We start from the raw sequence: 26,895 nt of genomic DNA on the forward strand, positions 1-26,895 counted from the left end.
TCGGCGGATTACACGCGTTCGATGATGGTGGCTGCGCCCATACCGGAGGCAATACAAAGTGTGGCCAGACCCACTTCTTTGTCCTGACGCTCCAGCTCGTCGAGCAATGTGCCGATGATGATCGCGCCTGTGGCACCCAGCGGGTGACCCATTGCAATCGAGCCGCCGTTTACGTTGATCAGCTGGGGATCGACGCCAAAGGCTTGTTGGAAGCGCAGCACCACGGATGCGAAAGCTTCGTTGACTTCAAAGAGGTCAATGTCGGAGATCGCCATGCCGGAATCCTGAAGGATTTTCTGGGTCGCGGGCACGGGGCCGGTCAGCATGATGGTTGGGTCCAGACCGATTTTCGCAGTCTGACGGATGATGGCGCGTGGCTTGAGGCCGTATTCTTCGCCAAATTGCTTGTTGCCGACCAAAACACCCGCGGAGCCGTCCACGATGCCAGACGAGTTACCGGCGTGGTGGATGTGGTTGACCTTTTCGAGGTGCGGGTACTTCATCAACGCCAGTTTGTCGAAACCGGGCATCACTTCGCCCTGTTCTTTGAACGCAGGCTTCAGACCGCCGAGCGACTGCATGTCAGTGCCGGGGCGCATGTATTCGTCTTGGTCCAGAATGGTCAGACCGTTGACGTCTTTGACGGCCACGATGGATTTGTTGAAACGGTTGTCTTCCCAAGCAGCAGCGGCGCGGCGCTGGGATTCAACGGCCAGTTGGTCAGCCTGATCGCGGGTGAAGCCGTATTCGGTCGCGATGATGTCGGCCGAGATGCCTTGGGGCACAAAATACATGTCCATTGCGATCGAGGGGTCAACCGCCATTGCAGCACCGTCGGAACCCATTGGAACGCGGCTCATGGCTTCGACGCCACCAGCGATATAGGCTTTGCCTGCGCCACCTTTGACTTGGTTGGCGGCGATGTTCACAGCTTCCATGCCGGATGCACAGAAACGGTTGATCGCAAGACCGGGGATGCGTTCGTCAAGATCAGACGCCAGAACAGCCGTCCGCGCAAGGCAGCCGCCGTTTTCTTTGACTTGGGTCACGTTGCCCCAGATCACATCTTCGACGGCGTGGCCTTCGAGGTTGTTGCGCTCTTTCAGAGCGTTCAGAACCGTTGTGGACAGCGACAGCGAGGACACCTCGTGCAGGCTGCCGTCTTTGCGGCCCTTGCCACGCGGCGTGCGCACGGCGTCATAGATATAGGCTTCGGTCATTTTGGTCTCCTATTATCAGGCTAAATCAAGCGCGGTCCGCGGGGGAGCCGGGCATCAATTCGTAGGGGTGTTTCCACCCTGGTGTTTCGGAAATGTTGGTCAGCCAACGGTCGATATTCGGCCAGTCGGCGCGGTCAAAGCCAAACGGCTCTGGGTAATAGAGGTACGAACAGCAGGTCAGGTCGGCGTTGGTCAGGCTGTCGCCCACGATCCAGTCGCGGCCCTCAAGGTGCTTGTTCAGAATGTCATAGGCGCCTTTGAGGCGGCCGAGGTTGAAGCCGATGACCTCTTTGGGCTGCTTGTCCTCGGGCAGGAAGTTCATCAGGAAGCGGGTCATGCCGGACACTGAAGAAAATTTGTGGTTGTCCCAGAACTGCCAGCGCAGGATTTCACGGCGCTCGGCGTCGTTTTGGCCCGCAAATTTGCCGGATTTTTCGGAGATGTAGTCCTGAATAACCGACGCCTGTGAAAGGCTTACGTCGCCATCCACCAAAACCGGTGCTTCGCCCATTTCGTTGACATTTTGGCGGTACTCGTCGGAGCGAGTCTCGCCCGCAAAGAAGTCAACTTTGACCGGTTCCCACGCGAGGCCCGAAAGCTCAAGCGCCAGTGCGGCTTTGTAGGAATGTCCAGATTCACCGAAACAGTAGAGTTTGATCGTCATGCCGTTCTCCCCTTAGGCATTGCCGGTAGCGTCGCCGTCACCGTTTTCTCGCGTCCAACGTTGCGTTGAACTGGCGCAAACGATGCGCCAGTAAATCTTCGTCTGTGACCGCGTCAAAGTTTTCAAAGAGAAAGGACAGTGCTTCGCCTTCGTCCAGACCGGCCTCTGCCGCGAAACTTTTGAGTTTGCGGTAGCCATCCTCGGTCATGGAGACCGGGAAGCGGCGGGTCAGGCGGAAACGTTTGGGCATCTGTCCTCCTCAGATAAACCGGACGTGGCAGAAAGGGCGGGTTTCCCCGCCCATCCTGATCAGAAGTTTTCGGCAGCCAGAGCCATAACGGTGTCGCCACCGGTCTGGATGCGGGCCAAGTGCATGCCAGTCGCAGGCAAGCGACGCGCCATGTAGTAGCGGCCGGTTGTCAGCTTGGTCTCATAGAACTCTTTATCCGTTGTGCCATTTGCAAGGGCTGTGTTGGCCGCTTTGGCCATTTGTGCCCACATCAGACCCAAGCAGACATGACCAAACAGGTGCATGAAGTCGTTGGAACCGGACAGCGCATCGTTGGGGTTCTTCATGCCGGTCTGCATGAAGTACATGCCAGCCGCCTGAAGATCCTTGGACGCTGCTTTCAGAGGCTCAACAAAGTCTTTCAGATCTTCGTCGTCGCCGTTTTCCTTGCAGAAGGTTTTGACAAGGTCAAAGAACGCCATCACGTGTTTGCCGCCATCAACCGCCAGTTTGCGACCCACAAGGTCAAGTGCCTGAACGCCGTTGGCACCTTCATAGATCATCGCGATGCGGGCGTCGCGGGTGAACTGGCTCATGCCGTGCTCTTCGATGTAGCCGTGGCCACCATAGATTTGCTGGGCTTTGACAGTCATGTCGTAGCCTTCGTCGGTCAGGAAGCCCTTGATGATTGGTGTCAGCAGGGACACAAGGCCGTCTGCGTCTTTGTCTTCTTTGCGGTGCGCTTCGTCGATCATCTGGGCGCCCCAGAGGATAAAGGCACGGGCGCCTTCGGCGAAGGATTTCTGATCCATCAGCGAACGACGGATATCAGGATGCACAATCAGCGGATCGGCTGGGCCTTCGGGGTTTTCAACACCGGTCACGGCGCGGCCCTGCAAACGGTCTTTGGCGTAGTCCACGGCGTTCTGGTAGGCGACTTCAGCCGCTGCCAGACCCTGCATGCCCACACCCAGACGGGCTTCGTTCATCATGGTGAACATGGCACGCATGCCTTTGTTCAGATCACCCAGCAGATACCCTTCGGCTTCGTCGTAGTTCAGCACGCAGGTGGAGTTGCCGTGGATGCCCATTTTCTTTTCGATGTTGCCAACAGACACGCCGTTGCGCGCGCCGATGTTGCCTTCGTCGTCGACTAGGAACTTGGGAACGATAAAGAGCGACACGCCTTTGATGCCCTCGGGGCCACCGGGAACTTTGGCCAGCACGAGGTGCACAATGTTGTCGGCCATGTCGTGATCACCCGCCGAGATAAAGATCTTCTGGCCGGAGATTTTGTAGGAGCCGTTGTCCTGTGGTTCCGCTTTGGTGCGCATCAGACCCAGATCGGTGCCGCAGTGCGGTTCGGTCAGGTTCATGGTGCCGGTCCACTCGCAAGAGACCATGTTGGGCAGCCATTTGGTTTTCTGCTCGTCCGTGCCGTGGGCAAGGATCGCAGCAGCCGCACCGTGGGTCAGACCCTGGTACATGGTGAAGGCCTGGTTGGAAGATGAGAACATCTCGCCCACAGCCGTGCCCAGCACGTAAGGCATGTTCTGACCGCCGTATTCCTCGGGCATGTCCAGACCGGTCCAGCCGCCTTCTTTGACCTGCTCGAAAGCAGCTTTAAAGCCAGTTGGCGTGTAGACAACACCGTTTTCAAGACGGCAGCCTTCGTGATCACCCACAACGTTGAGAGGCGCAAGAACGTCACCGGTCAGCTTGCCGGCTTCTTCGAGCACGGCGTTGGTGAAATCGGCTTCCAGCTCGGAATAGCCGGGGACGTCAGAGTTGGACACGTTCAGGACATCGTGCAGGACGAACTGAATGTCTTTTACTGGGGCGGTATAAGTCGGCATGTATCTCTTCCCTTGGACTTACTGTGCAGCTTTGAGGTCTTTTTCGAAGTCGGCGATGATTTGCTCGCCCCACTTCAGTTGTTCACGCAGATCGTCGATGGCTTCATTGAGCTCATCGCGCTGCTCTTCCATGTCTTGCAGGCGTTGACGCGCCACATCGTAAGTACGTTGCAGCTGGGTCGCCTGTTGATCGCCCATGTCGTAGAGATCGAGCAATTGACGGATTTCTTCGAGCGAGAACCCGAACCTTTTGCCGCGCAAGATCAGTTTCAGCCGGGCGCGATCCCGTTTCGTGAACAGGCGCTTCTGGCCCTCGCGGATTGGGAACAACAGTTCCTTGGATTCGTAGAAACGCAGGGTGCGCGGTGTTACGTCATAGGCGTCGCACATCTCGCGGATCGTCATTTGTTCTTCGCTCATTGGTCCTCCTTGGCTCTCTTCTCAAATGAACAGATGGGGTGACTGCCGAAGGGTTACAGCACTGCTTGACGTTAACGTAAGAGAGACGTTGCGTCACAAAAAATGTGACGTAGGATCCTTTTACGTTAAGTCCTTTTTCCTAAAATTTGCATGCTCGAAGATTTGGTGCAGCAATTGTTTGGGTCTCTCGGGGGCGGGCGCATCGCGGGGTAGGCAGGTTTTGAGGAAATGGTTGACGACCCCTGCAAGTATTTGCGATTCTGGTAAGAATTGCGGCTCAAAGACCGCAGAACGGGTCGGTATGCTTGAGGATCCTCCTCGGAGGACGCATCAAAGTAGCAAGAGTGAGTGCAGGCAATGGGTAAATCCAAAGAGGCGTCGCCTTATGAAGACGTACCTACGCGCGGGTTTTGGCGGTCGGGTGTGGCGCAGCAGGATCCGCTGGCGATTGACGGGCTTTATCGTCGTAAATTCCGAATCTCGCGACGCGATGCAATCGCCACAGCTGGCAGCTGTTTTGCGCAACATATTGCACGGCACCTAAGGGCCCGAAAATTCAACGTTTTGCAATATGAACCCGCGCCGCGGGGAATGAGTGCGGAGCTTGCCAGGAAATACGGATTCGGCATTTATACGTGCCGGTATGGCAATATCTATACTGCGGCGCAAATGCTGCAGTTGGCGCGGGAAGCTTTTGGAGTGGCAGAGCCGGTCGACCGCGTGTGGCAGCGGGATGGACGGTTTTTTGATGCGCAACGGCCCAATGTAGAGCCAGGCGGTTTTGAAACCGCAGAACAGGTATTGCGAGCCCGTTCCGGGCACTTGGCCTCAGTGAAACGGATGTTGCTGGAAATGGATGTCTTTGTATTCACTTTCGGCCTCACGGAAACCTGGGCGCATAAGGAAAGTGGAACTGTCTTCCCGACGGCACCCGGCACGATTGCCGGAAGTTATGACGCCAACGTTTATGAGTTTCAAAACCACCGACATGGTCGTGTATTGAGCGATTTCGTCAAGCTAAAGAAACTCTTGCGCAGCGAGCGGGACAAGCCTCTGAAAACGATTGTGACTGTTTCACCTGTTCCGCTTACCGCAACCGCCTCAGCACAGCATGTGTTGGCCGCATCAACCTATTCTAAATCTGTGTTGCGTGGCGTGGCAGGTGAGCTGTTTGAGACTTATCGGGACGTGGACTATTTCCCGTCTTATGAGCTGATCACTGCCCCGGCGACGCGCGGGATGTTTTTTGAACCGAATTTGCGCAGCGTTACCGATACCGGTGTGAACACGGCAATGGGTGCATTTTTAGAGCAGCATGATCCAAAAGGCGGCAAGTCGAAAGCAAAGCCCGAAATCGACAGTGTATCACAAGGCGACAACGGCGACGTGGTTTGCGAAGAGGTTTTGTTGGAGGCATTTCAGACATGAGCCGCCAAATTTGCGTGATGGGGAATTCGCATGTTGCCGCACTCAAAGGCGGTTGGGAAGACGGGAACGCGCCGCGAGAGGACTTTGTTCCGACGTTTTTTGGGGCCCTGTCGGATGGCATGGCAACCCTGGATGTCGTGGACGGAAAGGTGATCCCACGCGACACCAAAGCGGCGGATTTTTTTTGTAAGATATCCGGCAAAAATGGTGGTGTTGAGCCGGAAATCTACGATGCGTTTTTGCTTGTGGGTATGGGTATGTTTCCTACGCCTGTTTTTAACAACTACCGAGCGTTTGCCACTCCAAGTACGCGTCATGATGCAAAGCAATATGTGAGCGACTCGGTGATCGCTGACACGCTTTGGGAAGGCATCGATGCTTCGATGATGATGCATTGTGCGCGTCTTTTGAAACGAGTAACGGATAAGCCGGTATTTTTGGCGTGGCAGGCGTTTTGCTCCGAAAGCTTGTTTGACATCGAATGGCGCGCAATGCAGATGCAACCCATTCTGGACAATGGCGATCAACCCTTTGTGCGCCTGATGATGGACAGCGTAGAGGAACGGCTGAGGGCTGAGGGTTTTGAGGTCCTTAACCAACCTGAAGAAACCCTACGCGATGGTATCATGACAAAAGCAGAGTTTTCCCGCGGATCGGTGTTGTTTCGTGCGGAAAATCCAAAGGCACACCGGGAAAACGATGTGTTCCACATGAATAGTTTATACGGACGCACCTGCTGGAACCGTTGGAAAATCTGAGGCGGTAGGACTGTTCCGTTGATCTCAGGCTTTGGATAGAAACCCTGCGGTTTCGTCCCGCAGTTCCTTAAGCTCGTTCATGGCCTCATCGAGTTGCGCGCGCTGTTCAAGAAGCTCGGCGTACTGACGATCGGCCATATCCACAAAGGCCTGCATTTGAGCGGACGTTCCCTCGTGTTCGTAAATCAATAACCATTGCCGGATGTCTTCGAGTTTGATGCCAAAACGGCGACCGCGCATGATCAATGTCATCCGGGCGATTTCTCGTGGCCCGAAATAGCGGCTGCGCCCAGAACGTTCCGGGTGAAGAAGCTCGATGTACTCGTAGTAACGCAACGTCCGAGGGGTGACATCGAATCGGGTGCACATTTCCTTGAAAGACAGGCGATTTTCAGTCATTTGGCAGATCTCCTTGGCGCGGAACTTAGTTATCTTGCCCGACTAGGGCAACCACCCCCCTTGCTCCTTTGCCAAAATGTCGATCTTAATTGACATACACAACCCCGAGGACGGAAATGCAGGGCGACAAGTCAAAATTTGCCGAACAGTTCATAAACCTAATCCCACATTGTCAGGCCCTTGGCATGAAGTTGACCGGCATTGGTGATGGAATGGCGGAGATGGAATTGCCGTATAGCGAGCAGATCGTGGGAGACCCCGAAACAGGCGTTGTGCACGGAGGGGCGGTGTCGGCCCTGATGGACACATGTTGTGGCGCAGCGGCGATGAGCCACCCGTCCTCACCGTCAGGCACGGCGACAATTGATTTGCGGATCGATTATATGCGCGCGGCAACGCCAGGGCAGGCGATCCGGACGCGCGCGGAATGCTATCACATCACCCGGTCCGTCGCCTTTGTGCGCGCTACGGCGCTGGACGACGACACCGAACAGCCGGTTGCTACCGCGACCGGTGCATTTACCGTGGAGAGGAAGTAGGATGCCGCGTTCACGTCCTGATCCCGTTCAGGTGGTCAAACAGCGGCGCGATGCGGCTTTGTCGGCTCTAGTGCATGGCGTGCCCTACATCCAGTTTCTAGGCATCGAATTCGACCGCCGCGGAGATGAATTGACCGCAATATTGCCCTATGATGACAAGCTGATTGGCAACCCGATGATTCCTGCGATCCATGGGGGCGTCACTGCGGGATTCCTAGAAACCACAGCCGTGATTGGGCTTGCGTGGGCGAGCCTTTGGGATGACATCGAAGCGGGGCGGTTTGACATGGAAGAGCTGACACGCGGACACTTGCCGCGTCTGCCAAAAACCATTGATTTTACATTGGACTACCTTCGTTCCGGCTTGCCTCGTGATGCTTACGCGCGGGCCAGGGTTACGCGGTCCGGGAGGCGGTATGCTTCAGTGCAGGTCGAAGCATGGCAAGATCAGCGCGACCAGCCGTTCGCGCAGGCCGCCGGACATTTCCTAATGCCTGCACGCGATGAATGAGGCCGCAGGCGGCGTTGGGGAAATCACCCACCGCCGGATTTTGCGAACAGCACTTCCAATTGTTTTGGCCAATGCCACAGTGCCTATTTTGGGTGCAGTGGACACGGGTGTTGTCGGTCAATTGGGGCAGGCGGCACCGATCGGGGCTGTGGGCATCGGCGCGATCATTCTGAGCGCGATCTATTGGGTGTTTGGCTTTCTTCGAATGGGAACCACGGGGCTGACAGCCAAGGCACACGGCGCGGGACGCCAGGGCGAAGTGGCCGCGATGCTAACGCGCGCGATGATGGTGGGCCTCTTCGGCGGACTTTTGGTTGTGGCCTCGCAAGTCTGGTTGTTTCGTGGTGCCTTTATGCTTTCACCAGCCTCACCAGACGTTGAAACACTGGCGCGAGAGTATTTGGCAATCCGCATCTGGTCCGCCCCTGCTGCGATAGCGATTTATGGGCTGACGGGCTGGTTGATAGCTCTTGAGCGCAGCAAAGCGGTGCTGGTGATTCAGCTCTGGATGAACGGGCTGAACATCTTGCTGGATCTATGGTTTGTGCTGGGGCTGGGTTGGGGCGTCGGCGGAGTTGCAACCGCAACAGTCATTGCAGAAGTCACGGGCTGTGCTTTGGCGCTCTGGATGTGTCGAGACGCTTTTGCGCGCCCGTCCTGGCGGGATTGGGCCCGTGTTTTTGAGCGTACAGCGTTGATCGAAATGGCCACTGTAAACCGCGACATCCTTTTGCGGTCGTTGATGTTGCAGGCGATCTTTGTCAGCTTTCTGTTTCTGGGTGCGGATTTTGGGGACGTGACGCTTGCTGCAAATCAAGTGCTATTACAGTTCTTGTCCATCACGGCCTATGCGTTGGACGGGTTTGCTTTTTCCGTGGAGGCCCTAGTCGGGCAAGCTTTCGGCGCACGTGACAAGGATGGTGTACGGCGCGCGTCGCTCCTTACAAGCCTTTGGGGCGTGATCTGTGTGGTGGGATTGGCATTGATATTTGCCGTGTTCGGTGGGGCGGTCATCGACCTGATGGCGACCGCGAGCGATGTGCGAACGGAAGCGCGTGTCTATCTGGTTTGGATGGTTCTGGCGCCGCTTTTGGGGGTGGCGGCTTGGATGTTGGATGGTATTTTTATTGGGGCCACGTTGGGGCGTGAAATGCGCAATATGATGTTCGTTTCGGCGCTGATTTATTTGGGTGCCGTGCTAGTTTTGGTTCCACAATTTGGCAACCACGGACTTTGGGGGGCCCTGTTGATAAGCTTTGTGGCCCGAGGAGTGACGTTGGGCTTGCGGTATCCACGACTAGAGAAGCTGACAGAGGTCAGTTCTTGAGCCGGTAGCCGGTTTTGATCATGGCCCAAGCGACCGCAATAACAAGAAACGTACTGCAGCCCACCACCGCAAGGCCAAGTTCCGGCGTACCGTCGGAGGTGCCGATAACACCGTATCGTGCTCCGTCGATTAAGTAGAACACCGGATTAAACTGCGTGAAGGTGCGCAGACCTGTAGGCAAGGCTTCCACGGAATAGAACGTGCCTGAAAGGAACGCCAATGGCGTGACAATAAAATTGGTGATTGCCGCCATCTGATCGAATTTGTTCGCAATAATCCCTGCCACTAAGCCAATCGCCCCCAAAAGTGCGCCGCCCATTACGACAAAGGTCAACGTCCACAACGGATAGACAGGGACGATGCCGAGAAAAAGAGCCAAAGCCAGAAGTATAGCTCCTGCCACGACCACGCCACGCGCCACCCCGCCAGCAAGAAAGCCCAAAACCATTTCCAGCGGTGAGATCGGAGGCATCAGAGTGTCGACGATGTTGCCCTGCACTTTGGAAATCACGATGGAGGAGGAGGTGTTGGCAAAGGCATTCTGGATCACTGTCATCATCATGATCCCGGGAGCAAGAAATGTGATGAAGGAAACGCCCATGACATCCCCGCGGGCCGGCCCGATGGCAATTGAAAAAATCAGAAGGAACAGGCCCGCGGTCACCAATGGCGCCAGAAGTGTTTGAGTCCACACAGTGGTGAAACGCAGAATTTCCCGCATTGCGAGGGTTTTTAGCCCCAGCCAATTCACAAGACCGAAGCGACGAACGCCCATTTCCAGCTTATCCATGATATGTCCCGCGTCTGATTGGCCTGCAAACTGATTCTCTGCCTTGTAACTCGGGCTGGGGTGATTAGAATAGGCCCCTGACCAAGAAATGCGGGGCGGTCCTTTTGGGGGCCGCTTTTTAGCTGAGGAAATATGGTATGTCGTGGACCGACGATCGCGTTGAGCTGTTGAAAAAAATGTGGGGCGAGGGCCAGTCGGCCAGCCAGATCGCCAAGGAACTTGGCGGTGTGACCCGCAATGCCGTGATCGGCAAGGTGCATCGACTGGGGTTGTCCAACCGATCCACAGGCGGCGGCGCAAAAGCCGACGCCAAGCCCAAAGCTGCAACAAAGCCCAAGGTGGCGGCCAAGCCCAAGGCGCCGCCCAAACCAAAAGCAGCGCCCAAGCCTGAGGCCAAACCTGAGCCAAAGACGGAACCAGCTGTGGCAGCAAAGCCGGCGCAATCTCTGCGTAAGGCGATCATTCCGGCAGGCCAACCGTTGCCTCCGCAGCCTTCGGCTAACGAAATAAGCCCGGAAGCGCTGGCCAAGGTGAACGAAGTTGAAAAGTCAGCGAAGAAGCTGTCTTTGATGGAGTTGACCGAACGCACTTGCAAATGGCCCGTCGGCGATCCGGCCACGGACGAGTTTTGGTTCTGCGGTCTTCCGGTTCAAGCCGGTAAACCGTATTGCGAAGCGCATGTCGGCGTGGCGTTCCAACCGATGAGCGCGCGGCGTGATCGCAAGCGCTAAGCCGCAAAAATTCGATAAAGGAGCCCCAAGGAGTTGAACCTTGGGGCTTTTTTGTGCGCAATGCTCAAGAGTATCCGGAACTAAGGAGGCGTCGTTGCTTGGCATTCTGACCGTCAACGAAATCTTGACCCTAGCGATCATCAGCACGGCCCACATTGGCGCCGTTCGTGTGTTTCGCGCGTATCCCGGAACCACTCGATGGCTGCTAGACTTCTCGTCGGGATTAGGGCTCGGCTATGCGTTTTTGTATTTGTTGCCAAAGATTGGCATCATGACGACAAGCATTCGGTCGCGTGCGCCTGACGTACACGTGTTGATCGAGCATCAACTCTATTTTTTCATGCTCTTCGGCTTCTTGATGTATTACCTCGTTGAATTCAAAAGGCATTCATCCAAACCGTCTCGGTTTGGTTTGGCCCTAAATTTGCTGTCATTTTCGGTCTATAGCGCGCTCCTCGGAGCTACCGTCGTGCACTTAAATCAAGATGTGCAGGGCGTATATTTAACATCGGCCGTCGTTTTCACTTTGCACCTCTTCGGTGTGAACAAGTTCCTGTTTCGCATGTATGCTCAGAAGTTCGAAGAATGGATGCGCTGGGTTTTCGTGTTGGCATTGTTTGCTGGCGGGTACGCCGGCACCCGGATCGAGGTTTATAGCCCTTCGCATTCAGTGGCTACGGCGCTGGTTGGCGGCATCATAATAATCCTATCGGTTCGTTTGAAACTACCGGCGCGCTCGAAGGTCAACACGCAGGCATTCTTATGTGGTGTGGCAACAGCAATCGGCGCAGTGATTGTTTTCACCCAGAAAGGGTCTTTCTAAGTCCTGTGTCTACTTGGCTTGGAACTGGGTTCGTAAGGCATCTGCTTTTTCAAAAAAGGCATCTCGCACTTCAGCCGAAAAGGGATTTGCAACCTCTATGGCGTGCAACACCGTTGGCGGGTCATCCTTTACCATGCCAATAGCGTCGCGAAGTAGGTCGAAACTTTTTGTGGTGAGCCGAGTAGGGAGGGGCCCGAAATCGTTTAAAACTTTGGCGATCAGATGGGTGAGACCTTGGACCATGGCCGCATCTCGGTCGTGGTCTTCTGGAGTGGTGAGCATGACCTCCAATCCAAGTGAACGAAGGAAGTTGATCACAAGGCGTGTGCGCTTACCGCGCAAGGGGCAAAGGGCAATTTTGCGGTTTCGAATGCCGGTTTGAGCAGATTGCGGACCAAAAAGCGGGTGTGTGCCAAGAATATGAACGGTGTCAGGAAGATGATCCGCCATAACCTGCATTGGGAGGAGTTTGACGCTACCAACATCCAGTACCAGTGCACCACTCCGCAGATGTGGTGCGATACGCTGACAAAGCTGGGCGAGGCGTGCAACAGGAACCGCAAGTACAACAACATCGCAACGGGCAGTTTCATTTAGTCCGCGCATCTGAAGGGCGCGACCGTCATCCAGCACTGCACCAACGTAAGCCGGATCACACACGGTTATCTCAAAATGGGTTGCCAATTCACGGGCGACGAGTTTGCCAAACGCGCCAAACCCAAATAGGCCAAGCGTCTGTTTGCGACTGGAAGAGCTGATCTGGTCCACGGGCGTATCCTTTCAAAGACCGCGCCAGCGGGAACTGATCAATTGAGATGCCTCTGATGCAACCCCCGCGACGCGGCGGGTGTGCATGTTTAAGGCCCCGCCACCTATGTGGAGGAAGGGTAATAGACGAAAGCGTTGAGGCGTGTCGGTTTCATGCCGGATTGGTGCCATGCGCAATGCGCGGCGTCAATACTTCTTCATTCTGGCAACGGATCGCGGATGTCGACCCAGCGCACATATAGCCCGGCCAGCAAGGAGAGCAACACGCTCGCCAGTATCAGGAGCATAAGAACGACAGCACCGGTTTCCGGTGAAAGAACGGCTCCAGTGAAGGAGGTCAATATTGCACCGCTCGCCACCGCCATTGCCCCGGAAAGCCCTGCGGCACTACCCGAAAGTTGCGGGCGCACGGACATAACACCGCTATTGGCCGACGGAATGGTCAGGCCATTGCCCAAACCAACTAAGGTTATCGCGCCAAAATAGCTGATGGGGTGCACAAGCCCAAATGACAGAAACGCCAGGCCAAGCGCTGGTCCGCAGGCCGCCACCAGACGCCCAGCGATGACCATTTTCACCAATGGGACTCGGTTGGCAAACCGGCCTGACAAAAAGCTGCCGACAGCAAAACCCAAGGTAATGATGCCGACGCTTGCGCCGATTTCGGTTGTCGTCAGGTCGAAAATTGTGCCGCCCACCAACGCCGCGCCGGTGATGTAAATGTAAAATGCGCCAAGAGAAAACGTCAGACAAAAGGCATATCCCCAAAACCGCCGGGATCGCAGCAGCTCTGGGTAGGTTTGGAATTGATCTCTGATAGTGGAGCTTCGGTTCCGGTTTGTTTCCCCCATGTCTGCCCAGGTAAGCCACCAGAGTAGGAAGCCGCAGACGACAAAAAAGACAAATGTAGCGCGCCAACCGTAGAGTTGATCGAGGATGCCACCCAGCAACGGCCCTGTCATGGGTGCGATGGCCATGGCCATCGAAATGTAGCCCAGAAGGCTTGCGGCTTTCTGAGGGGAGTGTTGGTCACGCACAGCCGAACGCGAAAGCGCCATGCCGGATATAAGGGCGCCTTGAAGCAGGCGGAAGCCAAGAAAGACCCAAATGTCGGTGGCAAGCAAGCAGCCAATGGAGGCGAAGCTAAAGATTCCGAGACCGCTCAGCATGACTGGGCGCCGACCGAAACGGTCAGATAGCGGACCCATAATGACTTGCAACACCGCTGTGACCGCGAGGTAGCCGGCAATCGATAAGTTTGCCATCGCATAGTCGACTTGAAAATCGGCCGCTATATGCGCCAACGACGGCAGGAACATATTGAGTGACAACACTGAAAACGCGGTGAGCAGAATCAGAGTGGTCAAGCTGGGAGGCGAGGTGGCAGCGCGGAACATGGTCTGTGGTTAATCTGTGCCAAGAAGTTTTAACAGGCCCTTCTTTGCTTCTTCTTCCAGCTTCTTTTTCACGGCGTCTTCTGTGGATTGGTTTTCTTCCGGAGCGATATCCAATTCCTTCGCCAGTTTGTCTTTGGCTTTTTGCTCAAGCGCTTTGCGCTCCTCATCCAGGTTCTGTTTGATCACCTGATCCATGTCGGGTGCAATGCTGGGGTTGTCCCAACTGCCTTCAATTTTGACCGGTACAATTAAAAGTGGCGCGTCGTCGCCCCGAATTTGTGGCGAAACCACATAGTTGATCGTACGTAGGCCTAGGCCAATGGTGCCTGCCCCTGTGGCTGCCAGGCGAGGCAGTTCCATTAGTAGGTCGTCGTTGCGCATCACTCCCTTCAGGGTTGTCCATGTGGCCGTCATACTGTCAAAAACTGTGGTGCCTCCCGAGACGTCTCCACGCAAAAGTTTGTCCAGATCAATGCCCTCGATGGTACCGCGGCCAACAGATACCGAGCCCTCTCCCTTCAGAGAATTCATGATTGCAAACATTGACTGTCCGGATCCAAGCACGGAAGTTTTAAGGTCTGCCTTACCGGTAAAGCTGCCAAGGTTGGCAGTGGCGGAGAGAAATGGTTGCAAGGCGATTTGAGCGACGTCCAGGTCAGCACGCACTGATAGACCGTTGCGGTTGTTGGCTACAAACCGTCCCGTTATCGCGCCGTCATAGGCCTGCAGTTCCGTTAGCTTTGCGACGGCTCGGGAGTTGTCGATGGTAACCGTTGCTCTTGTGCGGCCAATGTCAAAATCACCCAGATCAATGGCTTCGGCGGCGAGGCTGATGGTGCCGTCGATCAAGCCAAGCGCGCTGGCATCGATTGCAGTTTTGGACCAACTAGATCCGTTAGACGATTCTCCGCTGTCATCGGAGTTGTCGCCGTCCATCAAAGTCGTAAAGTCCAGATTTTGCGCCGCAATTTGCGCCTTCACCACCGGCTTTGCGCCGCCCAAAGCGACATCGGCTTGTGTTGTTATGGAATTGCCAAACGCAGTCACAGAACCCTGTCGCAGGCTTAGCTGCAAGTCTCGGGTCAAAGTCATGTCACCGCTGAGGGTTGCCGGGCCGGGCAGGCCGCCACCTAGGCCGAGCGCGGCCAGAAAAGCATCAGCGTCCGGCACATCAGCAGAAATTCTGCCTGCGGCTTCTGGCGCAAGGCCTGCGCGGCCCTGAAATTGCACTGTACCTTTGGCGGCTGTAAGAACTGCGCTTATCTCGCTGAGGGCACCCGCAAGCAGAGCATCAAGATCAGTCACTGTTGCGTCGATCGTCACAGGTGCGCTGGCTGGCTGCGCCGAAAGGGTAATTTGGGCCGGGGCGGATCGGTCCGCCCACGCCAAAGTGGCTCCCAGTCGGGTGATTTCGATAGGAGTCTCGCCTTCGACAAGGAAACGCAGTCGGGCGTCGCGAACCACCATGTTTTCAAGCGCGAACCCCTCCAGTGTCGAACCAGTGCTGGGTTCGCTTCCGACTGGGGCGGAAGAAGATGCAATATCCCAATTCGCACGACCGTCAGCAGTTTGCTCCAGCAAGATATCAGGGCCGATCAGCTCGATTTTCTTGATGCGTATATTGCCGGAAAGTGCTGCGAGGACATCGACCCCGATGGCAGCCTTTTGGGCCGAAAACATCGGACCATTCTCGGACCAGGGCGCATTCCCAAAAGCAACCCTGCCGGTGGAGACTCCCAAAATCGGATACCAGCTTATTCCGACGTCACCTTCGAAATTGAGATCCCGCCCGGTTGCGGCCTTGACTTGATCCGCCGCGATGGCTGCGATTTTCTCACCTGGCAGGATCGCGATCAAGGCGATCAGACCAATGACAGCGGCAACGGCCACCGCAAGAAGAATTCGGATGATGCGCATTTTGCACCTCTTTGCTGCTCAGGCTCAGCCTAGCGGCTTGCGACGTCGCGGTGCAATGGGGCAGGTGGGGGAAAACGGCAAAGCTCGGCTCAGAAAAAGGTCATCGCCAAAAGGCGACCCATTCAATCAAATCGAAAAATTTGCGCACAATAACCAGCGTGGCGTCGCCACTGTTAAACATCAGATCCACGCCCAGTCCGGTGAGGATCAATAAAACCAGAAACACGGCGATTGGATTGGTCATGAAGTGAAAACGCCCCTGCATTGGATGGTCAGCTAAGGTATGCCCGACCACCCGCAAGGGCGCAAGAATTTGCGTCTCTGTCTGCGTGTTTAGATGCGACCCATTTTCGCGGCGACATCCGCCATACGAGCAGAAAAGCCCCATTCGTTGTCATACCATGCTAGCACGCGCACCAAACGACCGCCGATGACTTTGGTTTGGTCGGCCGCAAAGATCGAGCTTTCAGTGGTGTGGTTGAAATCCACGGAGACCAGCGGCAGGTCGTTGTAGCCCAACACGCCTTTCATCTCGCCAGCCGCTGCTTCGGCCATAACCGCGTTTACGTCGGCCTGTGTCACGTCCTTGGAGGCGGTGAAGGTCAGGTCTACGGCGGACACGTTCGGCGTTGGAACTCGAATGGCAGAACCGTCGAGCTTGCCTTTCAATTCCGGCAACACTTCACCCAAAGCCTTGGCCGCACCGGTCGATGTCGGGATCATCGACATAGCAGCGGCACGTGCGCGGTAGAGATCGCTGTGGCGACGGTCGAGCGTGGGCTGATCGCCGGTGTAGGCGTGGATCGTGGTCATAATACCCTGCTCGATACCAAAGGCATTGTTCAAAACTTTGGCTACGGGGGCTAAGCAGTTTGTAGTGCAGGATCCATTTGAGATCATATTGTCGTTGGCTTCTAGAGCACTGTCGTTCACGCCAAAAACAATGGTCTTTTGCACATTTTTGGCCGGCGCGGAGATCAGAACTTTTTTGGCCCCGCGCTCAAGGTGCTTCTTCGCTTTTTCACCGTCGTTAAAATTGCCGGTACATTCCAGAACCACATCGACGCCATCCCAATCCAATTCGTCCATGTCATAGGTCGAATACATGCGCATCGGGCCTTGACCGACATCCATTGTGCCGTTGCCGGAGATAACCTCGTTTTTGAAGCGGCCATGTACACTGTCATAACGGATCAGGTGTGCAGCTGTTTCCAGCGGGCCGGTGGCGTTGACTTTGACAACGCGCACATCTTGGCGGGCTTCTTCTGCGATGTGCATGAGGGTGGAACGGCCAATACGGCCAAACCCGTTGATGCCTACGGTGACAGTCATTCTGCTCTCCTGTCTCTCGGATTGGATCGGTTGAGTTGGGTTTCCTATAGGGAACATAATGCTGCGCTGAAAGGTAAGAATGCGTGAAAATCCGGTATGTTAGCGATAAAATCCACCGTTGCCGCTCACGGTGGCGCTAACAGATTGGCGCATTTGGCTTCTGCCGCACGCCGCCGCACGTCATGCGACCATGATCGAGTTCGGATGTTGCCGAACGGAGTCACATTCGATTCGCACCAAATTGGGCGTCCGATGTATTTGGTTGGTTCCAGTTGTTTGGCAACGTGGACGTGCGCGTAAGCGCATTATTGTACCTGACTGCAATATTCTTCTCACAACAGGGCGCTTGTCCTGAAACGAATTTTCAAAAGTTTCGTTGCGTTTTCTATTGGCCTTGGCAGTGTTTTTTCTACGGCCAACTCAGCTGAAGCCGGCGACGTTGCCCGCTTTTACTCCGTAAATGAACGGCCGAGCAGTTTTATGTTTGACGCGAGGCAACTGCGGCACGGGGAAGCTGTGTAAAGGATCAAACACGCGTGGTTTACCAACACCTCGTCCGGTTCCTCGCCATAATGCGTGTTTTTTAGTGGCGTTTGAAGCGCGCCGGACTGGTGGCAATTGGGCGTGACATTGGTGGGCCTTTATGGGCTACGTGGCACGTTGCGCGAGTTGTTATCAATCGATGACATCGGAATTGTCAGCGCCCATGCGCAGTATCAAATATGGGAGTACCGTGATTGGGGTATCGCCGTTCAGGGCGCCGTCGAACACATCAATTGGCAGACAGGTATTCCTGTAGGCGGTCGACTATTGAGCGGCAGCCCTGCTGGGTCTCTGGGGACGAGTTTCTGGTAACGCTTGGCGTCTCCAAAAAAGATATCCAAATAGCATTGTGACGCATTCAAAGATCACTCGCCCGCAAAGGGTTGTCACAATTTGCATGGAGATTGGCGCAATCTGCGAGTGGTTTTCTGAGAATTCCTGACTAAGTTGTCTAAAACAACGCAACAGGATCCAAGTTTTCGGGAGGCAGCATATGCAACTGGTCGTGGACGGGAAACGCCACGAAGTGGATGTCGAGGATGACATGCCACTTCTGTGGGTTTTGAGAGATGAGCTAAACATCAAAGGTGTAAAATACGGCTGTGGAGTCGCGGCATGTGGGGCGTGCACCGTGCATATTGACGGGGTAGCCGTGCGGTCTTGTCAAACGTCGGTCTCCGATGTGGATGGCGAAGTCACCACAATCAACGGGCTGGGCGCGCCGGGTGCGATGCATGCTGTTCAAGAAGCCTGGGTCGAGCATCAGGTCGCTCAATGCGGCTATTGTCAGTCGGGCCAGATCATGCAGGCCGCGTCCTTATTGTCGGATACACCAAACCCAACAGACGAAGATATTGATGATGCTATGTCCGGCAACTTGTGTCGCTGTGGCACCTATCCTCGCATTCGTGCTGCGGTAAAGACAGCCGCCGTTAAGTTGCGGGAGGGGTAAGTCATGAACAAAGTTGGAAAAATCGCGCGTCGTACGTTTTTGATCGGCGCAGCCGCAGTGGCCGGTGGCGTTGCTTTTGGCGTCTACAAAGTCCGCACTCCTTTTGACAATCCGCTGGAAAATGACCTTGCGGATGGATCCGCAACTTTTAACCCATGGGTGATTATCGACAGCGAAAAAGTCACGTTGATCGGCCCACATGGCGACAAAGGGCAGGGCATTGCTCACGCGCAAGCCGCGCTTATTGCCGAAGAGCTCGACATCGAGTTCGGGCAGTTCGAAACCAGTTTCGGCAAGCCCGACAAGGCCTATTGGAACCGTGCAATGGCTGATGATGGCGTGCCGTTCATGTTCACGGACAAGAGTTTTTCGGCGGAAAGCATGCGCACGGTCATGGGGGGGCTGCTGAAACTCTTGGGTATGCAAGGCACAGGCGGATCAAGTTCGATCCCTGACAGTTTTGTCAAACTGCGTGAGGCAGGTGCGATGGCCCGCGAAACGCTGAAGTTGGCCGCGTCAAATCTCAGCGGTGTGCCTGTCAGCGACCTAAAGACCGCCAACGGGGCTGTTGTTTTGCCCGATGGATCGGAGCTTGCATACACCGCGTTGGCGGGTGAAGCAGCCAAATTGGATCCGGTTCGGGAAATCAAACTGCGGGAGCCCAGCGAGTGGCGCCTGATCGGGAAACCGATGCAGCGACTTGATATCATGTCGAAATCTACCGGCACAATGAATTACGGCATTGACGTTGATGTTGATGGCGCTGTTCACGCTGCTGTCGTGTGCAACCCGCGTCAGGGTGGGGCTTTGAATGGCTACGATGCTGATGCGGCGAAGGAAATGCGTGGAGTTCAGAAAATTGTCGATGTGTCTGGCGGCGTGGCCGTGGTTGCCGACAACACATGGCGCGCAATTCAGGCGGCGCAGGCCATTGAGTTTGATTGGGGGCCAGCACCTTACCCCGCCGAGCAAGATGACCACTGGGCCGAGGTGGCGGCATCATTTGTCGAGGACCGGTTGGACAAGGAGTGGCGCCACGACGGCGATGTGGATCAAGCCCTGGCTGGCGGCAAAGCTGTCGATGTGGAGTACCGCGTGCCTTACGTTGCCCACGCACCACTTGAGCCGCTGAACGCGACAGTCTTGGTGGAAGATGACAAAGTAACAGTTTGGACCGGTCATCAAATACCGCGCATGTTGCAACAGCAGGTAGCTGCGGTCACTGGCCACGATCCGGAACAAGTTGATTTCCATAACCAGTTCATGGGCGGTAGCTTTGGCCATCGCCTTGAATTCGAGCATGTTAAATTGGCGGCTGAAGTGGCCAACCAAATGCGCGGTACTCCGGTCAAATTGACTTATTCGCGCGAAGAGGATTTCGCACACGACTTCCCGCGTCACATCGGCATGGCCAGAGGCAGCGGAGCTGTACAAGATGGCAAAGTTGTTGCAGTGGATTTGTCAGTGGCCATGCCGTCGGTGATAAATTCGCAAATGGGTCGCGCTGGCTTGTCAGTGCCGGGGCCAGACACACAGATTTCCGCAGGTGCCTGGAACAACCCCTATTCCATTCCCAATAGCCGCATGCGGGCTTACCGCGTGCCGGAACTTGCGCCAACATCAAGCTGGCGTTCCGTTGGGGCATCGGCTGGGGGTTTTTTCTTTGACAGCTTGCTGGATGAGCTGATCCATGAAGCGGGCGCAGATCCGTTGGCTGAACGCATCCGTCTTATGCAGCACGACGTAAGTCGAAAGGTGCTTGAGGCGGTTGGAGAGATGTCGAATTGGGGCAGCGCCTTGCCCGCAAACACCGGTCGCGGAGTTGCCTTTGTCGAAAGCTTCGGCGTTCCGACTGCGGAGGTAATTGAAGTCACCAACACCGAAGACGGCATCCGGATCAACAAGGTTTGGGTCGCAGCTGACGTGGGCACGGTGGTTGATCCGATTAACTTTGAGAACCTTGTGCAAGGTGGCGTTATCTTTGGCCTTGGTCATGCAATGAATAGTGAGATCACCTATTCCGATGGAATGGCGGAGCAAGCGAACTATTGGGATGCGGAAGGTATGCGCATGCACCAATGCCCCGAGATCTTTGTCAAAGGTTTGGAGAATAGCACAAGCGTGCGCGGGATTGGCGAACCTCCGGTGCCTCCAGCGGCGCCGGCTTTGGCAAATGCGATCTTTGCGGCCACAGGCCAGAGGATCCGCGAATTGCCACTCTATAAGCACATCGACTTTGTGTAAGGTGAAATGAAAAAGCCCCCGCAACCGCCTGGTCGCGGGGGCTTTTTACTGTTGTGCACCCTAGACTGACTTGAAGTTTGGTGGGCGTTTTTCAAAAAAGGCGGCGCGGCCCTCTTTGGCATTCTCGCTGTCCAACAGGCCTGGTTGTACGTCGCGCTCATAATCGATGGCGCGGTCCAAACGGCCGGAGTCGAATGCCTTGATCGCGCGAAGCGCGCCCGGGGCGAGAGTTTCAATGTGGTCCGCGAGACTCAAAGCCTCCGCCACGGCCTGACCGTCGTCGCACAGCGCGTCAACCATCCCATAACTATGTCCGTCCTCTGCGCTCACGGGTTTGGCGTAAAGCATGATTTGGCGTGCGCGGGCCTGGCCAACGCGGGCGGGAAGGGAACCCAGAAGGCCATAGTCTGGCATCAAGCCGATCTTTGGGAATGCGGACATGAAACGAGCGGATTTGCCCGCGATCACCGTGTCACACAACATCGCCAAAGCTAGGCCTGCGCCGGCGGCCCACCCCTCGACTGCAGCGATGACTGGAACGGAGGCACCGGTCATCTGATTGGCCAAGTGCTTGACCTGCTCAAAGTTGATGCGTTTGAGACGTTGCGGGGCGTCCATGGTCGAAATGTCTCCACCGGACGAAAAGTTACCGCCCGCCCCGGTTAGGATAATCGCGCGCAGGGTCGGGTCGGCTTCGGCCTCTTGGAGGGCGTCACTCAGCGCCTGACGTGTCCCGGCACCAATCGGGTTCAGTCGTGCCGGGTCATTCAAGGTCAGGACAAGGGCATTGCCCCGCCGCTCTTGCAGGATCGCGTTCTCGGTCATGGGGTCTCCTATCAGTTGCGGAAAGACTATGCGGTGAACTCATGCGAGGCAAAGGCGCAGAAAAGGCACGAACGCCACGTTACAAAGCGTTAAGGACACAGGGCAGATTAGTCACAGACGCCGTATGTCTTCGCGCAGTAACCTTTAAAAAATGGGGCGGTAAAGGTAAAGTTGTTCCGGGATGGAGCAATAAGGCGTAAGCCAATGAACGACTTTCGTAAGATTTTGCACGTTGAGGATGATCCCGACATTCGGGAGATTGCCTATTTGGCGCTGGCTGAACTTGGAGGGTTCGAAGTCTTACAATGCGCCAGTGGTATGGAAGCAATTGAAAAGGCAGAGGCTTTTTCGCCAGACGTATTTCTGTTGGACATGATGATGCCAGGTATGACCGGCGTCGAAACGATTGTGGCAATCCGTGCTCAGACGTCTTTAAAGGAGGTCCCGGCAATTTTTATGACCTCAAAAAACATTGCTACCGAACATCAGGATGAAATCAGAACCTTGGCTGTCGGTGCCATTCAAAAGCCTTTTGATCCAGTGGCATTGCCTGATCAGATCCGATCAATGGTTGCCAAGAGCGCGAGCTAGTCGCGTCAATCAAGCGCAGAAACGCGCCGTAGCTCTTCCGTGAGCAGATCAGTTGCGACTAAAATTTCGTAAAATGAAGATTCATCTGGGCGACGCTTGCGCGCTTGATCGACCAAAGCTTCGGCGGCCTCCGCGCGACTACCAAGCGCGGCCATGCCATATGTAGCCGAAATGCCAGCCAATTTGTGAGTCGCAATGAAAAGGTCTTCGTAAACCGTCCGGTTGGGGCCTGACTCCATCAATACTGTAACCATGTCTTCGATTTCGGCTTCACGTTGAGGAAGCGTAGCCAGAAAATGCTGGCGAAGTTTTGCGAATTGTTCTTGATGCTCTTGTGGAAACACTGTGAAAGCCTTTGATCGTTATTCGTTGGTGTCGCCACTTGACGGCGGGAATGTCACATAGAAACACGTGCCTTCGCCCGGAGCGCTTTCAAAGTCGATTTCGGCGCCATGATCATCGACAATTTGGCGAACAATAGACAACCCCAATCCCGTGCCATCAAAGTCTCGGCGGTCTGAGTTGTCGACCTGCGAAAACTTCTCAAACACCAGGTCTCGCGCGTCGTCCGGAATCCCAATTCCGAAATCGCGTACTTTGAGTACGGGGTGGTCGTCTTCAAGGCTGGCGCTTAGTTCAATGTAGGAGCCACGATGCGAAAACTTTACCGCATTGGACAGAAGATTGTCCAAAACCTGCATCATACGTTCATGGTCCGCGCGAATGGTGATCGGGCGCTTGGGGCACGTGACACGGATCACTGTTTCAAACTGATCTGCATAGGGTGCGACGGACTGTGCGGCTTCCTCAATCAACTCGCCAAGATCAGTTGCCGAGAAGAAGTAGGTCATCTTGTGCGCCTCCATCTTCTGGATGTCGAGCAAGTCATTGATCAACTTGCTTAGGCGCTGGCTGTTTTTGTGGGCAATGTCGAGCATACGGGTCGCGCTGTCCGGATTTTTCGCCAGATCGGTTTCGCGCAGCAAAGTGAGCGAACCGTTAATTGACGTCAAAGGCGTGCGTAATTCATGGCTCACTACCGATACGAACTGGGATTTCACCTCATAACTCTCTTGTGCCCGGTCCCGCTCGGCCCGTAGCGCATCCAGTTGATCCAGACCTTTTTGATAGAGTCTCAAGAAGATGACGGAGCATTCCAGCACGAAGTACAGAACAAACAATGCAGTCGCAAAGTGCAACCAGGCTGTGGATTGATACGAAGTATGTTCGTTCCAGATATCTGCGCCGGGAATGAAGATGAACAAACCGCCATAGATCACCAAGCGCACCGCCAGAACCTGCGGCAATTGGTGGTTGTTTACCGCCGCAAACAGACCGGCAGCAAACAAGAAGAACAGGGATGAAAAATGCTCTGTTGGGCCTTCAAGCTTGGCAATCAGCAGGGTAAAAATCGCCACCGCCAGTGAGCTCAGAGTATTTGAGAAGAACAGCCATTTCAGCAGCACAATACTGTGACGGAAAGAGTGATCTTTGCGGTTGATGACACGTAAGGAAATGAGGCTATCGAAAAGGTCAGTCGCCTGACAGAGCAGATAACAAAGCACTGCAATTGGTATCGAATAGTAGAACCCGCAGAGGATCGCGGCGCCGGCATAAATCCCTTGGCGTTGCCAAAAAAGCGCCAGACCACCGCTGGCAAAGTCATGCATTTGCTTCTTAAGGCGACGCGCTTCTTCGACAGAGATGCGCGCGGAAGGAAACATCGTCCGTAGTCGACGTGACCAGCGGAAGGCCCAGACTTGCAGCCAGTGGTAAGACTTTGTTTTGCCGTCAATCATCTGCGTTTCCACGTTTTAGTGCCACAATGCGCGGCATGGTTTACACGGTCTTAATGCGCAAATGTGGCTGGAGAATGGATCGCCTGTGCCGAGATTGGGTCGCTTTGGCGTCAGTGCGTAGGCGTGTGCGGCGCAACTTGATAAACGCGTCCCGCGTAGGACAAATCGGGTTGTTTCCCGGCACGTAGCAGAAAGCTACGCATCTCAAATGTTGTGTCTACGTGCTTGTTACCATGTGGGAGGTATCCGGATTGCTCAAAAGCACCATGTGCCTCAATCACGTCCCCGATTGAGATTTCGCTTTGAAAGCGATGGATCAAACGATCCTCTCGAATGGTGAAGCACACCCTTTTGGGATACCGAAACCCCGGAGCCTGTGTTTGTGCCGCGGCTTGAGGGGAGATATCCACCAAGAGTTTCGGTTGCGCAGACTTCAAAAGCAACGTGCCTGCGACTTCACCTTTGACGTGAAAATTCATGAAATATGGGTGCATTGCTGGCTTTCTCATTACTCAAAATGCCGCGGAAAATTGCAGCGACGATTCCAACCTGAATGAATAAGTGGGCAATTTCGTGGTGAGCTTGGGCTATTTATGGGATCTAAAAAAATGAGATCGGCATTGCGAACCTCAGAATTTTTCCATTCTCAATCAATGACCCAAAATGCCCAATAAAATAGAGGCATTGCCGCGAACTTGTGCATCGCTACCCTTTTCTAGGTTGAGGCAGACGTAACGGAAGTGCCGGAAAGGTAGAAAAACATATTGGAAAGAACACCAAAGTGTGCGTCAATTGCTTGGAGAGGTCGAGCAGTTGCCCCGTTTCAAACGCAGAATGCGTTTTTGAGTTTTTTGTGGATCACGTTGCCATTGAAAGTGGAAAACGTACCACAGCGTTGGCGCCGTTGGGGATGGGTGTGGCAAAGGTCCGACCTCTTTGTGGTGTACGTGGTTTTTTGGTTTTGTAACGCGTTCCGGGTCCCCAATCTACTTTGCCGCGGTCCGGTGTTTGTGAGTGATCACTTTGTGTCGACTAAATTCCGGAGACTAAGCGCAATGCTTGCGACCACCCTATCGTTTGAAAACATGCATCAGCATGGCGAACTGATGGTAAATCTTTTGAAAGCGCGAAAGCAGTCTTTCATTGTCCAGAACAACTGGGACCTGCCCGAAGCTGAGGGCATGGAGTACGATCAGTATGATACGCCGGCCAGCCGCTGGATCGCTGTCCATGACGGTGACAAAATATTGGCCGGCATCCGTTTGACACCCACGACAGCAAAATGTGGGATGTACACTTATATGATCCGGGATGCCCAAAAAGGCATGTTGGATTCAATACCGTCTGATTTGCTGGATTTCGAAGCTCCGGTGGATCCGGACGTCTGGGAATCCAGTCGGGTCTTTGTGTCCCACCTTGTGCCTGCGGAGCAGCGCACTAAGGTTCAAACACAACTCATGATGCAGTTGATCGAGACGTCCCGCGCCTTAAATGCACGGCAGGTTCTTGGTTTGGTACCTGCAGTATGGTCGCGCTGGATTGGTCGATTGGGGCTGGTTGCGGAGAAGGCAGGGCCAGTGATGGTGATCGACGGCGCCCGCGTCCAAGTCGCGCGGATGGATCTGACTGCGGTGCCGCACTAGACCAATTTATTCTTGCACAGGCAAAAAAATGGACCGGCTCAAAGCCGGTCCGTTGCGTTTCGAACTCACCCGAAGGCCGTCGCGCGGCCGTCGCCCGTAGTGTCTTCTTTCAATGCGTCTTGCAGCAAAACTTCGTACGCCCGGCGCTCCATTTCCGTTTGAAACCCAGTACGCGGAGCCAAGCGCACAGATTTGCGCAACAAGGCCAGAACTTCTTTCTGGCTCTTGGCGCGCACCTCGGCGCTTGCCGACGCTTTCTGAAGAGAAAAGAGAGCACCTGCCCGTGTTAACGAACGCAGACTGAATGCCTCACCAACACAGATCTTGGCTGGGGTTTCGATGTCGCGCAGCGCTGGGCAGTATTCTAGCCGGGTATTAAGATCGAGCTCGTACTTCACGTGTGAAAACCCGCTGTTGCGTGGCAGCAAGCAAAGAAAGACGCCGTTGCCGCGATAGGCGGCCATTGCCCCGTTATCTGCCAGTACCGATACGATCTCGCTTGAGATGTCGGTCAGCATTTGCCTGAAGATGATCGGGTCTGACTTATTAAATATCTTTTCCACACCGGCGATCTTCACCGCAAAAACAGAGCTACGTAGCAGCTTGGAACGCGAAAGTTGCATAATGTAGTTTTCAAAGGCCACATAGCCAACGACCTGAGTTACACCAATAATTTCGACAGGCTCATTCAGGCTGTGAGTCGTACTCTGTATAAGATCACGCTTGAGTGCGGTCATCTCGGAGGTCGATGCGATTACCCGCTGCTGTTCTCCAACCAATTTGTCAGCGACGCCTATGCGGCTAAACAGCTCGAGAAAGTCGAACGGCTTGGTGATATAGTCGGTCGCACCAGCGGCAAAGGCGCCGTCGATATACCGTTTTTGAGACATGGCCGTCAGCATAATGATTGGCGTGCGGGCATACCCCTTAGTTTTTCGGATTTTTTCAGCCAACGTGATGCCGTCCATGACCGGCATCTGGATGTCCAATAGAAAGCAATCAAACGGAGTCGTCTGACGCGCTATGGCGCGAATAGCCTCTGGTCCGGATGGCACCGTTACCAATTCGTGATTAGTTTTGGCGGCCACAGCTTCGGTAAGCAGCGCGCAAATGTTCTCGTCGTCGTCGACGGCCAAAATCTTCATTCTCAGCCCCTTCTTGGGTGCAAAAATTCCAAGTTCTACCCAAA

The 26,895-nt window shown here is 54.9% G+C and carries 29 protein-coding genes; 12 read left to right on the forward strand and 17 right to left on the reverse strand.

Translation table 11 applies throughout. The annotated features are described in order from the left end of the window. Nucleotides 1–8: 8 nt before the first annotated feature. From PG871_RS09785 to PG871_RS09805, 5 genes are read right to left on the reverse strand one after another with little or no spacing between them, the layout of a single operon-like run. On the reverse strand, nucleotides 9–1,220 hold the full coding sequence (locus tag PG871_RS09785) for an acetyl-CoA C-acetyltransferase (RefSeq protein ID WP_270728967.1): 1,212 nt from the start codon (nucleotides 1,218–1,220) through the stop codon (nucleotides 9–11). Nucleotides 1,221–1,245: 25 nt separating this feature from the next. Next, entirely contained in the window at nucleotides 1,246–1,884 is a 639-nt protein-coding gene (locus PG871_RS09790; protein WP_270728969.1) for a glutathione S-transferase family protein, read from the reverse strand. A 37-nt stretch (nucleotides 1,885–1,921) separates the two neighbouring features. Continuing rightward, entirely contained in the window at nucleotides 1,922–2,134 is a 213-nt protein-coding gene (locus PG871_RS09795; RefSeq protein ID WP_132860191.1) for a hypothetical protein, read from the reverse strand. A gap of 59 nt (nucleotides 2,135–2,193) precedes the next feature. Further along, a complete protein-coding gene (locus PG871_RS09800; RefSeq protein WP_270728971.1) occupies nucleotides 2,194–3,969 on the reverse strand; it encodes an acyl-CoA dehydrogenase C-terminal domain-containing protein in 1,776 nt (591 codons plus the stop codon). Nucleotides 3,970–3,987: 18 nt separating this feature from the next. Next, nucleotides 3,988–4,389 (reverse strand): MerR family transcriptional regulator, encoded by a 402-nt coding sequence (locus PG871_RS09805; protein WP_270728972.1) that lies wholly within the window; start codon nucleotides 4,387–4,389, stop codon nucleotides 3,988–3,990. A 357-nt stretch (nucleotides 4,390–4,746) separates the two neighbouring features. Here PG871_RS09805 and PG871_RS09810 point away from each other — a divergent pair, with 357 nt between their 5' ends. Together PG871_RS09810 and PG871_RS09815 are read left to right on the forward strand one after the other, a co-directional pair. Further along, nucleotides 4,747–5,817 (forward strand): GSCFA domain-containing protein, encoded by a 1,071-nt coding sequence (locus tag PG871_RS09810; RefSeq protein ID WP_270728974.1) that lies wholly within the window; start codon nucleotides 4,747–4,749, stop codon nucleotides 5,815–5,817. After that, on the forward strand, nucleotides 5,814–6,575 hold the full coding sequence (locus tag PG871_RS09815) for a hypothetical protein (protein ID WP_270728975.1): 762 nt from the start codon (nucleotides 5,814–5,816) through the stop codon (nucleotides 6,573–6,575). Before PG871_RS09810 ends, PG871_RS09815 begins: the two co-directional genes overlap by 4 nt. Nucleotides 6,576–6,599: 24 nt before the next feature. On the opposite strand, the gene PG871_RS09820 is transcribed toward PG871_RS09815, so the two are convergent. Then, nucleotides 6,600–6,974, reverse strand: coding sequence for a MerR family transcriptional regulator (locus tag PG871_RS09820; protein ID WP_054002236.1), 375 nt, complete (start codon nucleotides 6,972–6,974; stop codon nucleotides 6,600–6,602). Nucleotides 6,975–7,090: 116 nt separating this feature from the next. On the opposite strand from PG871_RS09820, the gene PG871_RS09825 reads away from it, so the two are divergent. From PG871_RS09825 to PG871_RS09835, 3 genes are read left to right on the forward strand one after another with little or no spacing between them, the layout of a single operon-like run. Continuing rightward, the gene (locus PG871_RS09825) at nucleotides 7,091–7,513 is read left to right on the forward strand and encodes a PaaI family thioesterase (protein ID WP_270730854.1); all 423 of its coding nucleotides are present in this window, start codon (nucleotides 7,091–7,093) and stop codon (nucleotides 7,511–7,513) included. A 1-nt stretch (nucleotide 7,514) separates the two neighbouring features. After that, nucleotides 7,515–8,024: a PaaI family thioesterase gene (locus PG871_RS09830; protein WP_270728979.1), complete on the forward strand. Its 510-nt coding sequence runs from the start codon at nucleotides 7,515–7,517 to the stop codon at nucleotides 8,022–8,024. After that, the gene (locus tag PG871_RS09835) at nucleotides 8,017–9,351 is read left to right on the forward strand and encodes an MATE family efflux transporter (RefSeq protein ID WP_270728980.1); all 1,335 of its coding nucleotides are present in this window, start codon (nucleotides 8,017–8,019) and stop codon (nucleotides 9,349–9,351) included. Before PG871_RS09830 ends, PG871_RS09835 begins: the two co-directional genes overlap by 8 nt. Here the strand turns inward: PG871_RS09835 and PG871_RS09840 are convergent. Continuing rightward, entirely contained in the window at nucleotides 9,341–10,141 is an 801-nt protein-coding gene (locus PG871_RS09840; protein WP_270728981.1) for an ABC transporter permease, read from the reverse strand. The genes PG871_RS09835 and PG871_RS09840 overlap by 11 nt on opposite strands. A 137-nt stretch (nucleotides 10,142–10,278) precedes the next feature. On the opposite strand from PG871_RS09840, the gene PG871_RS09845 reads away from it, so the two are divergent. Together PG871_RS09845 and PG871_RS09850 are read left to right on the forward strand one after the other, a co-directional pair. Then, nucleotides 10,279–10,872, forward strand: coding sequence for a GcrA family cell cycle regulator (locus tag PG871_RS09845; protein WP_270728983.1), 594 nt, complete (start codon nucleotides 10,279–10,281; stop codon nucleotides 10,870–10,872). Nucleotides 10,873–10,966: 94 nt separating this feature from the next. Beyond that, nucleotides 10,967–11,695: a hypothetical protein gene (locus PG871_RS09850; protein WP_270728984.1), complete on the forward strand. Its 729-nt coding sequence runs from the start codon at nucleotides 10,967–10,969 to the stop codon at nucleotides 11,693–11,695. Between the two features lie 9 nt (nucleotides 11,696–11,704). On the opposite strand, the gene PG871_RS09855 is transcribed toward PG871_RS09850, so the two are convergent. From PG871_RS09855 to gap, 5 genes are all read right to left on the reverse strand, one after another. Continuing rightward, on the reverse strand, nucleotides 11,705–12,355 hold the full coding sequence (locus PG871_RS09855; RefSeq protein WP_270728985.1) for a prephenate dehydrogenase: 651 nt from the start codon (nucleotides 12,353–12,355) through the stop codon (nucleotides 11,705–11,707). Between the two features lie 305 nt (nucleotides 12,356–12,660). Next, the gene (locus PG871_RS09860; protein WP_333559665.1) at nucleotides 12,661–13,830 is read right to left on the reverse strand and encodes a multidrug effflux MFS transporter; all 1,170 of its coding nucleotides are present in this window, start codon (nucleotides 13,828–13,830) and stop codon (nucleotides 12,661–12,663) included. A 39-nt stretch (nucleotides 13,831–13,869) separates the two neighbouring features. Next, nucleotides 13,870–15,777, reverse strand: coding sequence for an AsmA family protein (locus PG871_RS09865; protein ID WP_270728988.1), 1,908 nt, complete (start codon nucleotides 15,775–15,777; stop codon nucleotides 13,870–13,872). A gap of 100 nt (nucleotides 15,778–15,877) precedes the next feature. Beyond that, the gene (locus PG871_RS09870) at nucleotides 15,878–16,021 is read right to left on the reverse strand and encodes a hypothetical protein (RefSeq protein ID WP_270728989.1); all 144 of its coding nucleotides are present in this window, start codon (nucleotides 16,019–16,021) and stop codon (nucleotides 15,878–15,880) included. A gap of 89 nt (nucleotides 16,022–16,110) precedes the next feature. Further along, nucleotides 16,111–17,109: a type I glyceraldehyde-3-phosphate dehydrogenase gene (gap, locus tag PG871_RS09875; protein ID WP_270728992.1), complete on the reverse strand. Its 999-nt coding sequence runs from the start codon at nucleotides 17,107–17,109 to the stop codon at nucleotides 16,111–16,113. A 624-nt stretch (nucleotides 17,110–17,733) separates the two neighbouring features. On the opposite strand from gap, the gene PG871_RS09880 reads away from it, so the two are divergent. The 3 genes from PG871_RS09880 to PG871_RS09890 all read left to right on the forward strand — a co-directional run bounded on the left by PG871_RS09880 (nucleotide 17,734) and on the right by PG871_RS09890 (nucleotide 20,848). Further along, nucleotides 17,734–17,964: a hypothetical protein gene (locus PG871_RS09880; RefSeq protein WP_270728993.1), complete on the forward strand. Its 231-nt coding sequence runs from the start codon at nucleotides 17,734–17,736 to the stop codon at nucleotides 17,962–17,964. A 181-nt stretch (nucleotides 17,965–18,145) separates the two neighbouring features. Then, the gene (locus tag PG871_RS09885; RefSeq protein WP_270728994.1) at nucleotides 18,146–18,604 is read left to right on the forward strand and encodes a (2Fe-2S)-binding protein; all 459 of its coding nucleotides are present in this window, start codon (nucleotides 18,146–18,148) and stop codon (nucleotides 18,602–18,604) included. A gap of 3 nt (nucleotides 18,605–18,607) precedes the next feature. Further along, nucleotides 18,608–20,848, forward strand: coding sequence for a xanthine dehydrogenase family protein molybdopterin-binding subunit (locus PG871_RS09890; protein ID WP_270728995.1), 2,241 nt, complete (start codon nucleotides 18,608–18,610; stop codon nucleotides 20,846–20,848). Between the two features lie 60 nt (nucleotides 20,849–20,908). Here PG871_RS09890 and PG871_RS09895 read toward each other — a convergent pair whose 3' ends face one another. Next, the gene (locus PG871_RS09895) at nucleotides 20,909–21,673 is read right to left on the reverse strand and encodes an enoyl-CoA hydratase/isomerase family protein (RefSeq protein ID WP_270728996.1); all 765 of its coding nucleotides are present in this window, start codon (nucleotides 21,671–21,673) and stop codon (nucleotides 20,909–20,911) included. Between the two features lie 204 nt (nucleotides 21,674–21,877). Between PG871_RS09895 and PG871_RS09900 the strand changes: the two genes are divergently transcribed. After that, nucleotides 21,878–22,264 (forward strand): response regulator, encoded by a 387-nt coding sequence (locus PG871_RS09900; RefSeq protein ID WP_270728997.1) that lies wholly within the window; start codon nucleotides 21,878–21,880, stop codon nucleotides 22,262–22,264. A 5-nt stretch (nucleotides 22,265–22,269) separates the two neighbouring features. On the opposite strand, the gene PG871_RS09905 is transcribed toward PG871_RS09900, so the two are convergent. The 3 genes from PG871_RS09905 to PG871_RS09915 form a co-directional block, all read right to left on the reverse strand. Next, nucleotides 22,270–22,608, reverse strand: coding sequence for an Hpt domain-containing protein (locus PG871_RS09905; RefSeq protein ID WP_270728998.1), 339 nt, complete (start codon nucleotides 22,606–22,608; stop codon nucleotides 22,270–22,272). A gap of 18 nt (nucleotides 22,609–22,626) precedes the next feature. Next, a complete protein-coding gene (locus tag PG871_RS09910; RefSeq protein WP_270728999.1) occupies nucleotides 22,627–24,063 on the reverse strand; it encodes a sensor histidine kinase in 1,437 nt (478 codons plus the stop codon). A 110-nt stretch (nucleotides 24,064–24,173) separates the two neighbouring features. Next, a complete protein-coding gene (locus tag PG871_RS09915) occupies nucleotides 24,174–24,542 on the reverse strand; it encodes a hypothetical protein (protein ID WP_270729001.1) in 369 nt (122 codons plus the stop codon). A 576-nt stretch (nucleotides 24,543–25,118) separates the two neighbouring features. On the opposite strand from PG871_RS09915, the gene PG871_RS09920 reads away from it, so the two are divergent. Next, complete coding sequence (locus tag PG871_RS09920; RefSeq protein WP_270729003.1) at nucleotides 25,119–25,706, forward strand: acyl-homoserine-lactone synthase; 588 nt, start codon at nucleotides 25,119–25,121, stop codon at nucleotides 25,704–25,706. Between the two features lie 65 nt (nucleotides 25,707–25,771). Here PG871_RS09920 and PG871_RS09925 read toward each other — a convergent pair whose 3' ends face one another. Further along, nucleotides 25,772–26,851 carry a response regulator gene (locus PG871_RS09925; RefSeq protein WP_270729004.1) on the reverse strand — a complete coding sequence of 360 codons (1,080 nt, stop codon included), beginning with the start codon at nucleotides 26,849–26,851 and terminating at the stop codon, nucleotides 25,772–25,774. Nucleotides 26,852–26,895 lie beyond the last annotated feature (44 nt).

This window comes from Shimia sp. Alg240-R146 (assembly GCF_947331465.1).
Taxonomy (GTDB): Bacteria; Pseudomonadota; Alphaproteobacteria; order Rhodobacterales; family Rhodobacteraceae; genus Shimia.

What these genes read in the sequence shown, in the direction of transcription:
- PG871_RS09785 (WP_270728967.1), bottom strand. Translation starts at nt 1,220, where the DNA reads ATGACCGAAGCCTATATCTATGACGCCGTGCGCACGCCGCGTGGCAAG.
- PG871_RS09790 (WP_270728969.1), bottom strand. Translation starts at nt 1,884, where the DNA reads ATGACGATCAAACTCTACTGTTTCGGTGAATCTGGACATTCCTACAAA.
- PG871_RS09795 (WP_132860191.1), bottom strand. Translation starts at nt 2,134, where the DNA reads ATGCCCAAACGTTTCCGCCTGACCCGCCGCTTCCCGGTCTCCATGACC.
- PG871_RS09800 (WP_270728971.1), bottom strand. Translation starts at nt 3,969, where the DNA reads ATGCCGACTTATACCGCCCCAGTAAAAGACATTCAGTTCGTCCTGCAC.
- PG871_RS09805 (WP_270728972.1), bottom strand. Translation starts at nt 4,389, where the DNA reads ATGAGCGAAGAACAAATGACGATCCGCGAGATGTGCGACGCCTATGAC.
- PG871_RS09810 (WP_270728974.1), top strand. Translation starts at nt 4,747, where the DNA reads ATGGGTAAATCCAAAGAGGCGTCGCCTTATGAAGACGTACCTACGCGC.
- PG871_RS09815 (WP_270728975.1), top strand. Translation starts at nt 5,814, where the DNA reads ATGAGCCGCCAAATTTGCGTGATGGGGAATTCGCATGTTGCCGCACTC.
- PG871_RS09820 (WP_054002236.1), bottom strand. Translation starts at nt 6,974, where the DNA reads ATGACTGAAAATCGCCTGTCTTTCAAGGAAATGTGCACCCGATTCGAT.
- PG871_RS09825 (WP_270730854.1), top strand. Translation starts at nt 7,091, where the DNA reads ATGCAGGGCGACAAGTCAAAATTTGCCGAACAGTTCATAAACCTAATC.
- PG871_RS09830 (WP_270728979.1), top strand. Translation starts at nt 7,515, where the DNA reads ATGCCGCGTTCACGTCCTGATCCCGTTCAGGTGGTCAAACAGCGGCGC.
- PG871_RS09835 (WP_270728980.1), top strand. Translation starts at nt 8,017, where the DNA reads ATGAATGAGGCCGCAGGCGGCGTTGGGGAAATCACCCACCGCCGGATT.
- PG871_RS09840 (WP_270728981.1), bottom strand. Translation starts at nt 10,141, where the DNA reads ATGGATAAGCTGGAAATGGGCGTTCGTCGCTTCGGTCTTGTGAATTGG.
- PG871_RS09845 (WP_270728983.1), top strand. Translation starts at nt 10,279, where the DNA reads ATGTCGTGGACCGACGATCGCGTTGAGCTGTTGAAAAAAATGTGGGGC.
- PG871_RS09865 (WP_270728988.1), bottom strand. Translation starts at nt 15,777, where the DNA reads ATGCGCATCATCCGAATTCTTCTTGCGGTGGCCGTTGCCGCTGTCATT.
- PG871_RS09870 (WP_270728989.1), bottom strand. Translation starts at nt 16,021, where the DNA reads ATGACCAATCCAATCGCCGTGTTTCTGGTTTTATTGATCCTCACCGGA.
- gap (WP_270728992.1), bottom strand. Translation starts at nt 17,109, where the DNA reads ATGACTGTCACCGTAGGCATCAACGGGTTTGGCCGTATTGGCCGTTCC.
- PG871_RS09885 (WP_270728994.1), top strand. Translation starts at nt 18,146, where the DNA reads ATGCAACTGGTCGTGGACGGGAAACGCCACGAAGTGGATGTCGAGGAT.
- PG871_RS09890 (WP_270728995.1), top strand. Translation starts at nt 18,608, where the DNA reads ATGAACAAAGTTGGAAAAATCGCGCGTCGTACGTTTTTGATCGGCGCA.
- PG871_RS09895 (WP_270728996.1), bottom strand. Translation starts at nt 21,673, where the DNA reads ATGACCGAGAACGCGATCCTGCAAGAGCGGCGGGGCAATGCCCTTGTC.
- PG871_RS09900 (WP_270728997.1), top strand. Translation starts at nt 21,878, where the DNA reads ATGAACGACTTTCGTAAGATTTTGCACGTTGAGGATGATCCCGACATT.
- PG871_RS09910 (WP_270728999.1), bottom strand. Translation starts at nt 24,063, where the DNA reads ATGATTGACGGCAAAACAAAGTCTTACCACTGGCTGCAAGTCTGGGCC.
- PG871_RS09915 (WP_270729001.1), bottom strand. Translation starts at nt 24,542, where the DNA reads ATGAATTTTCACGTCAAAGGTGAAGTCGCAGGCACGTTGCTTTTGAAG.
- PG871_RS09920 (WP_270729003.1), top strand. Translation starts at nt 25,119, where the DNA reads ATGCTTGCGACCACCCTATCGTTTGAAAACATGCATCAGCATGGCGAA.
- PG871_RS09925 (WP_270729004.1), bottom strand. Translation starts at nt 26,851, where the DNA reads ATGAAGATTTTGGCCGTCGACGACGACGAGAACATTTGCGCGCTGCTT.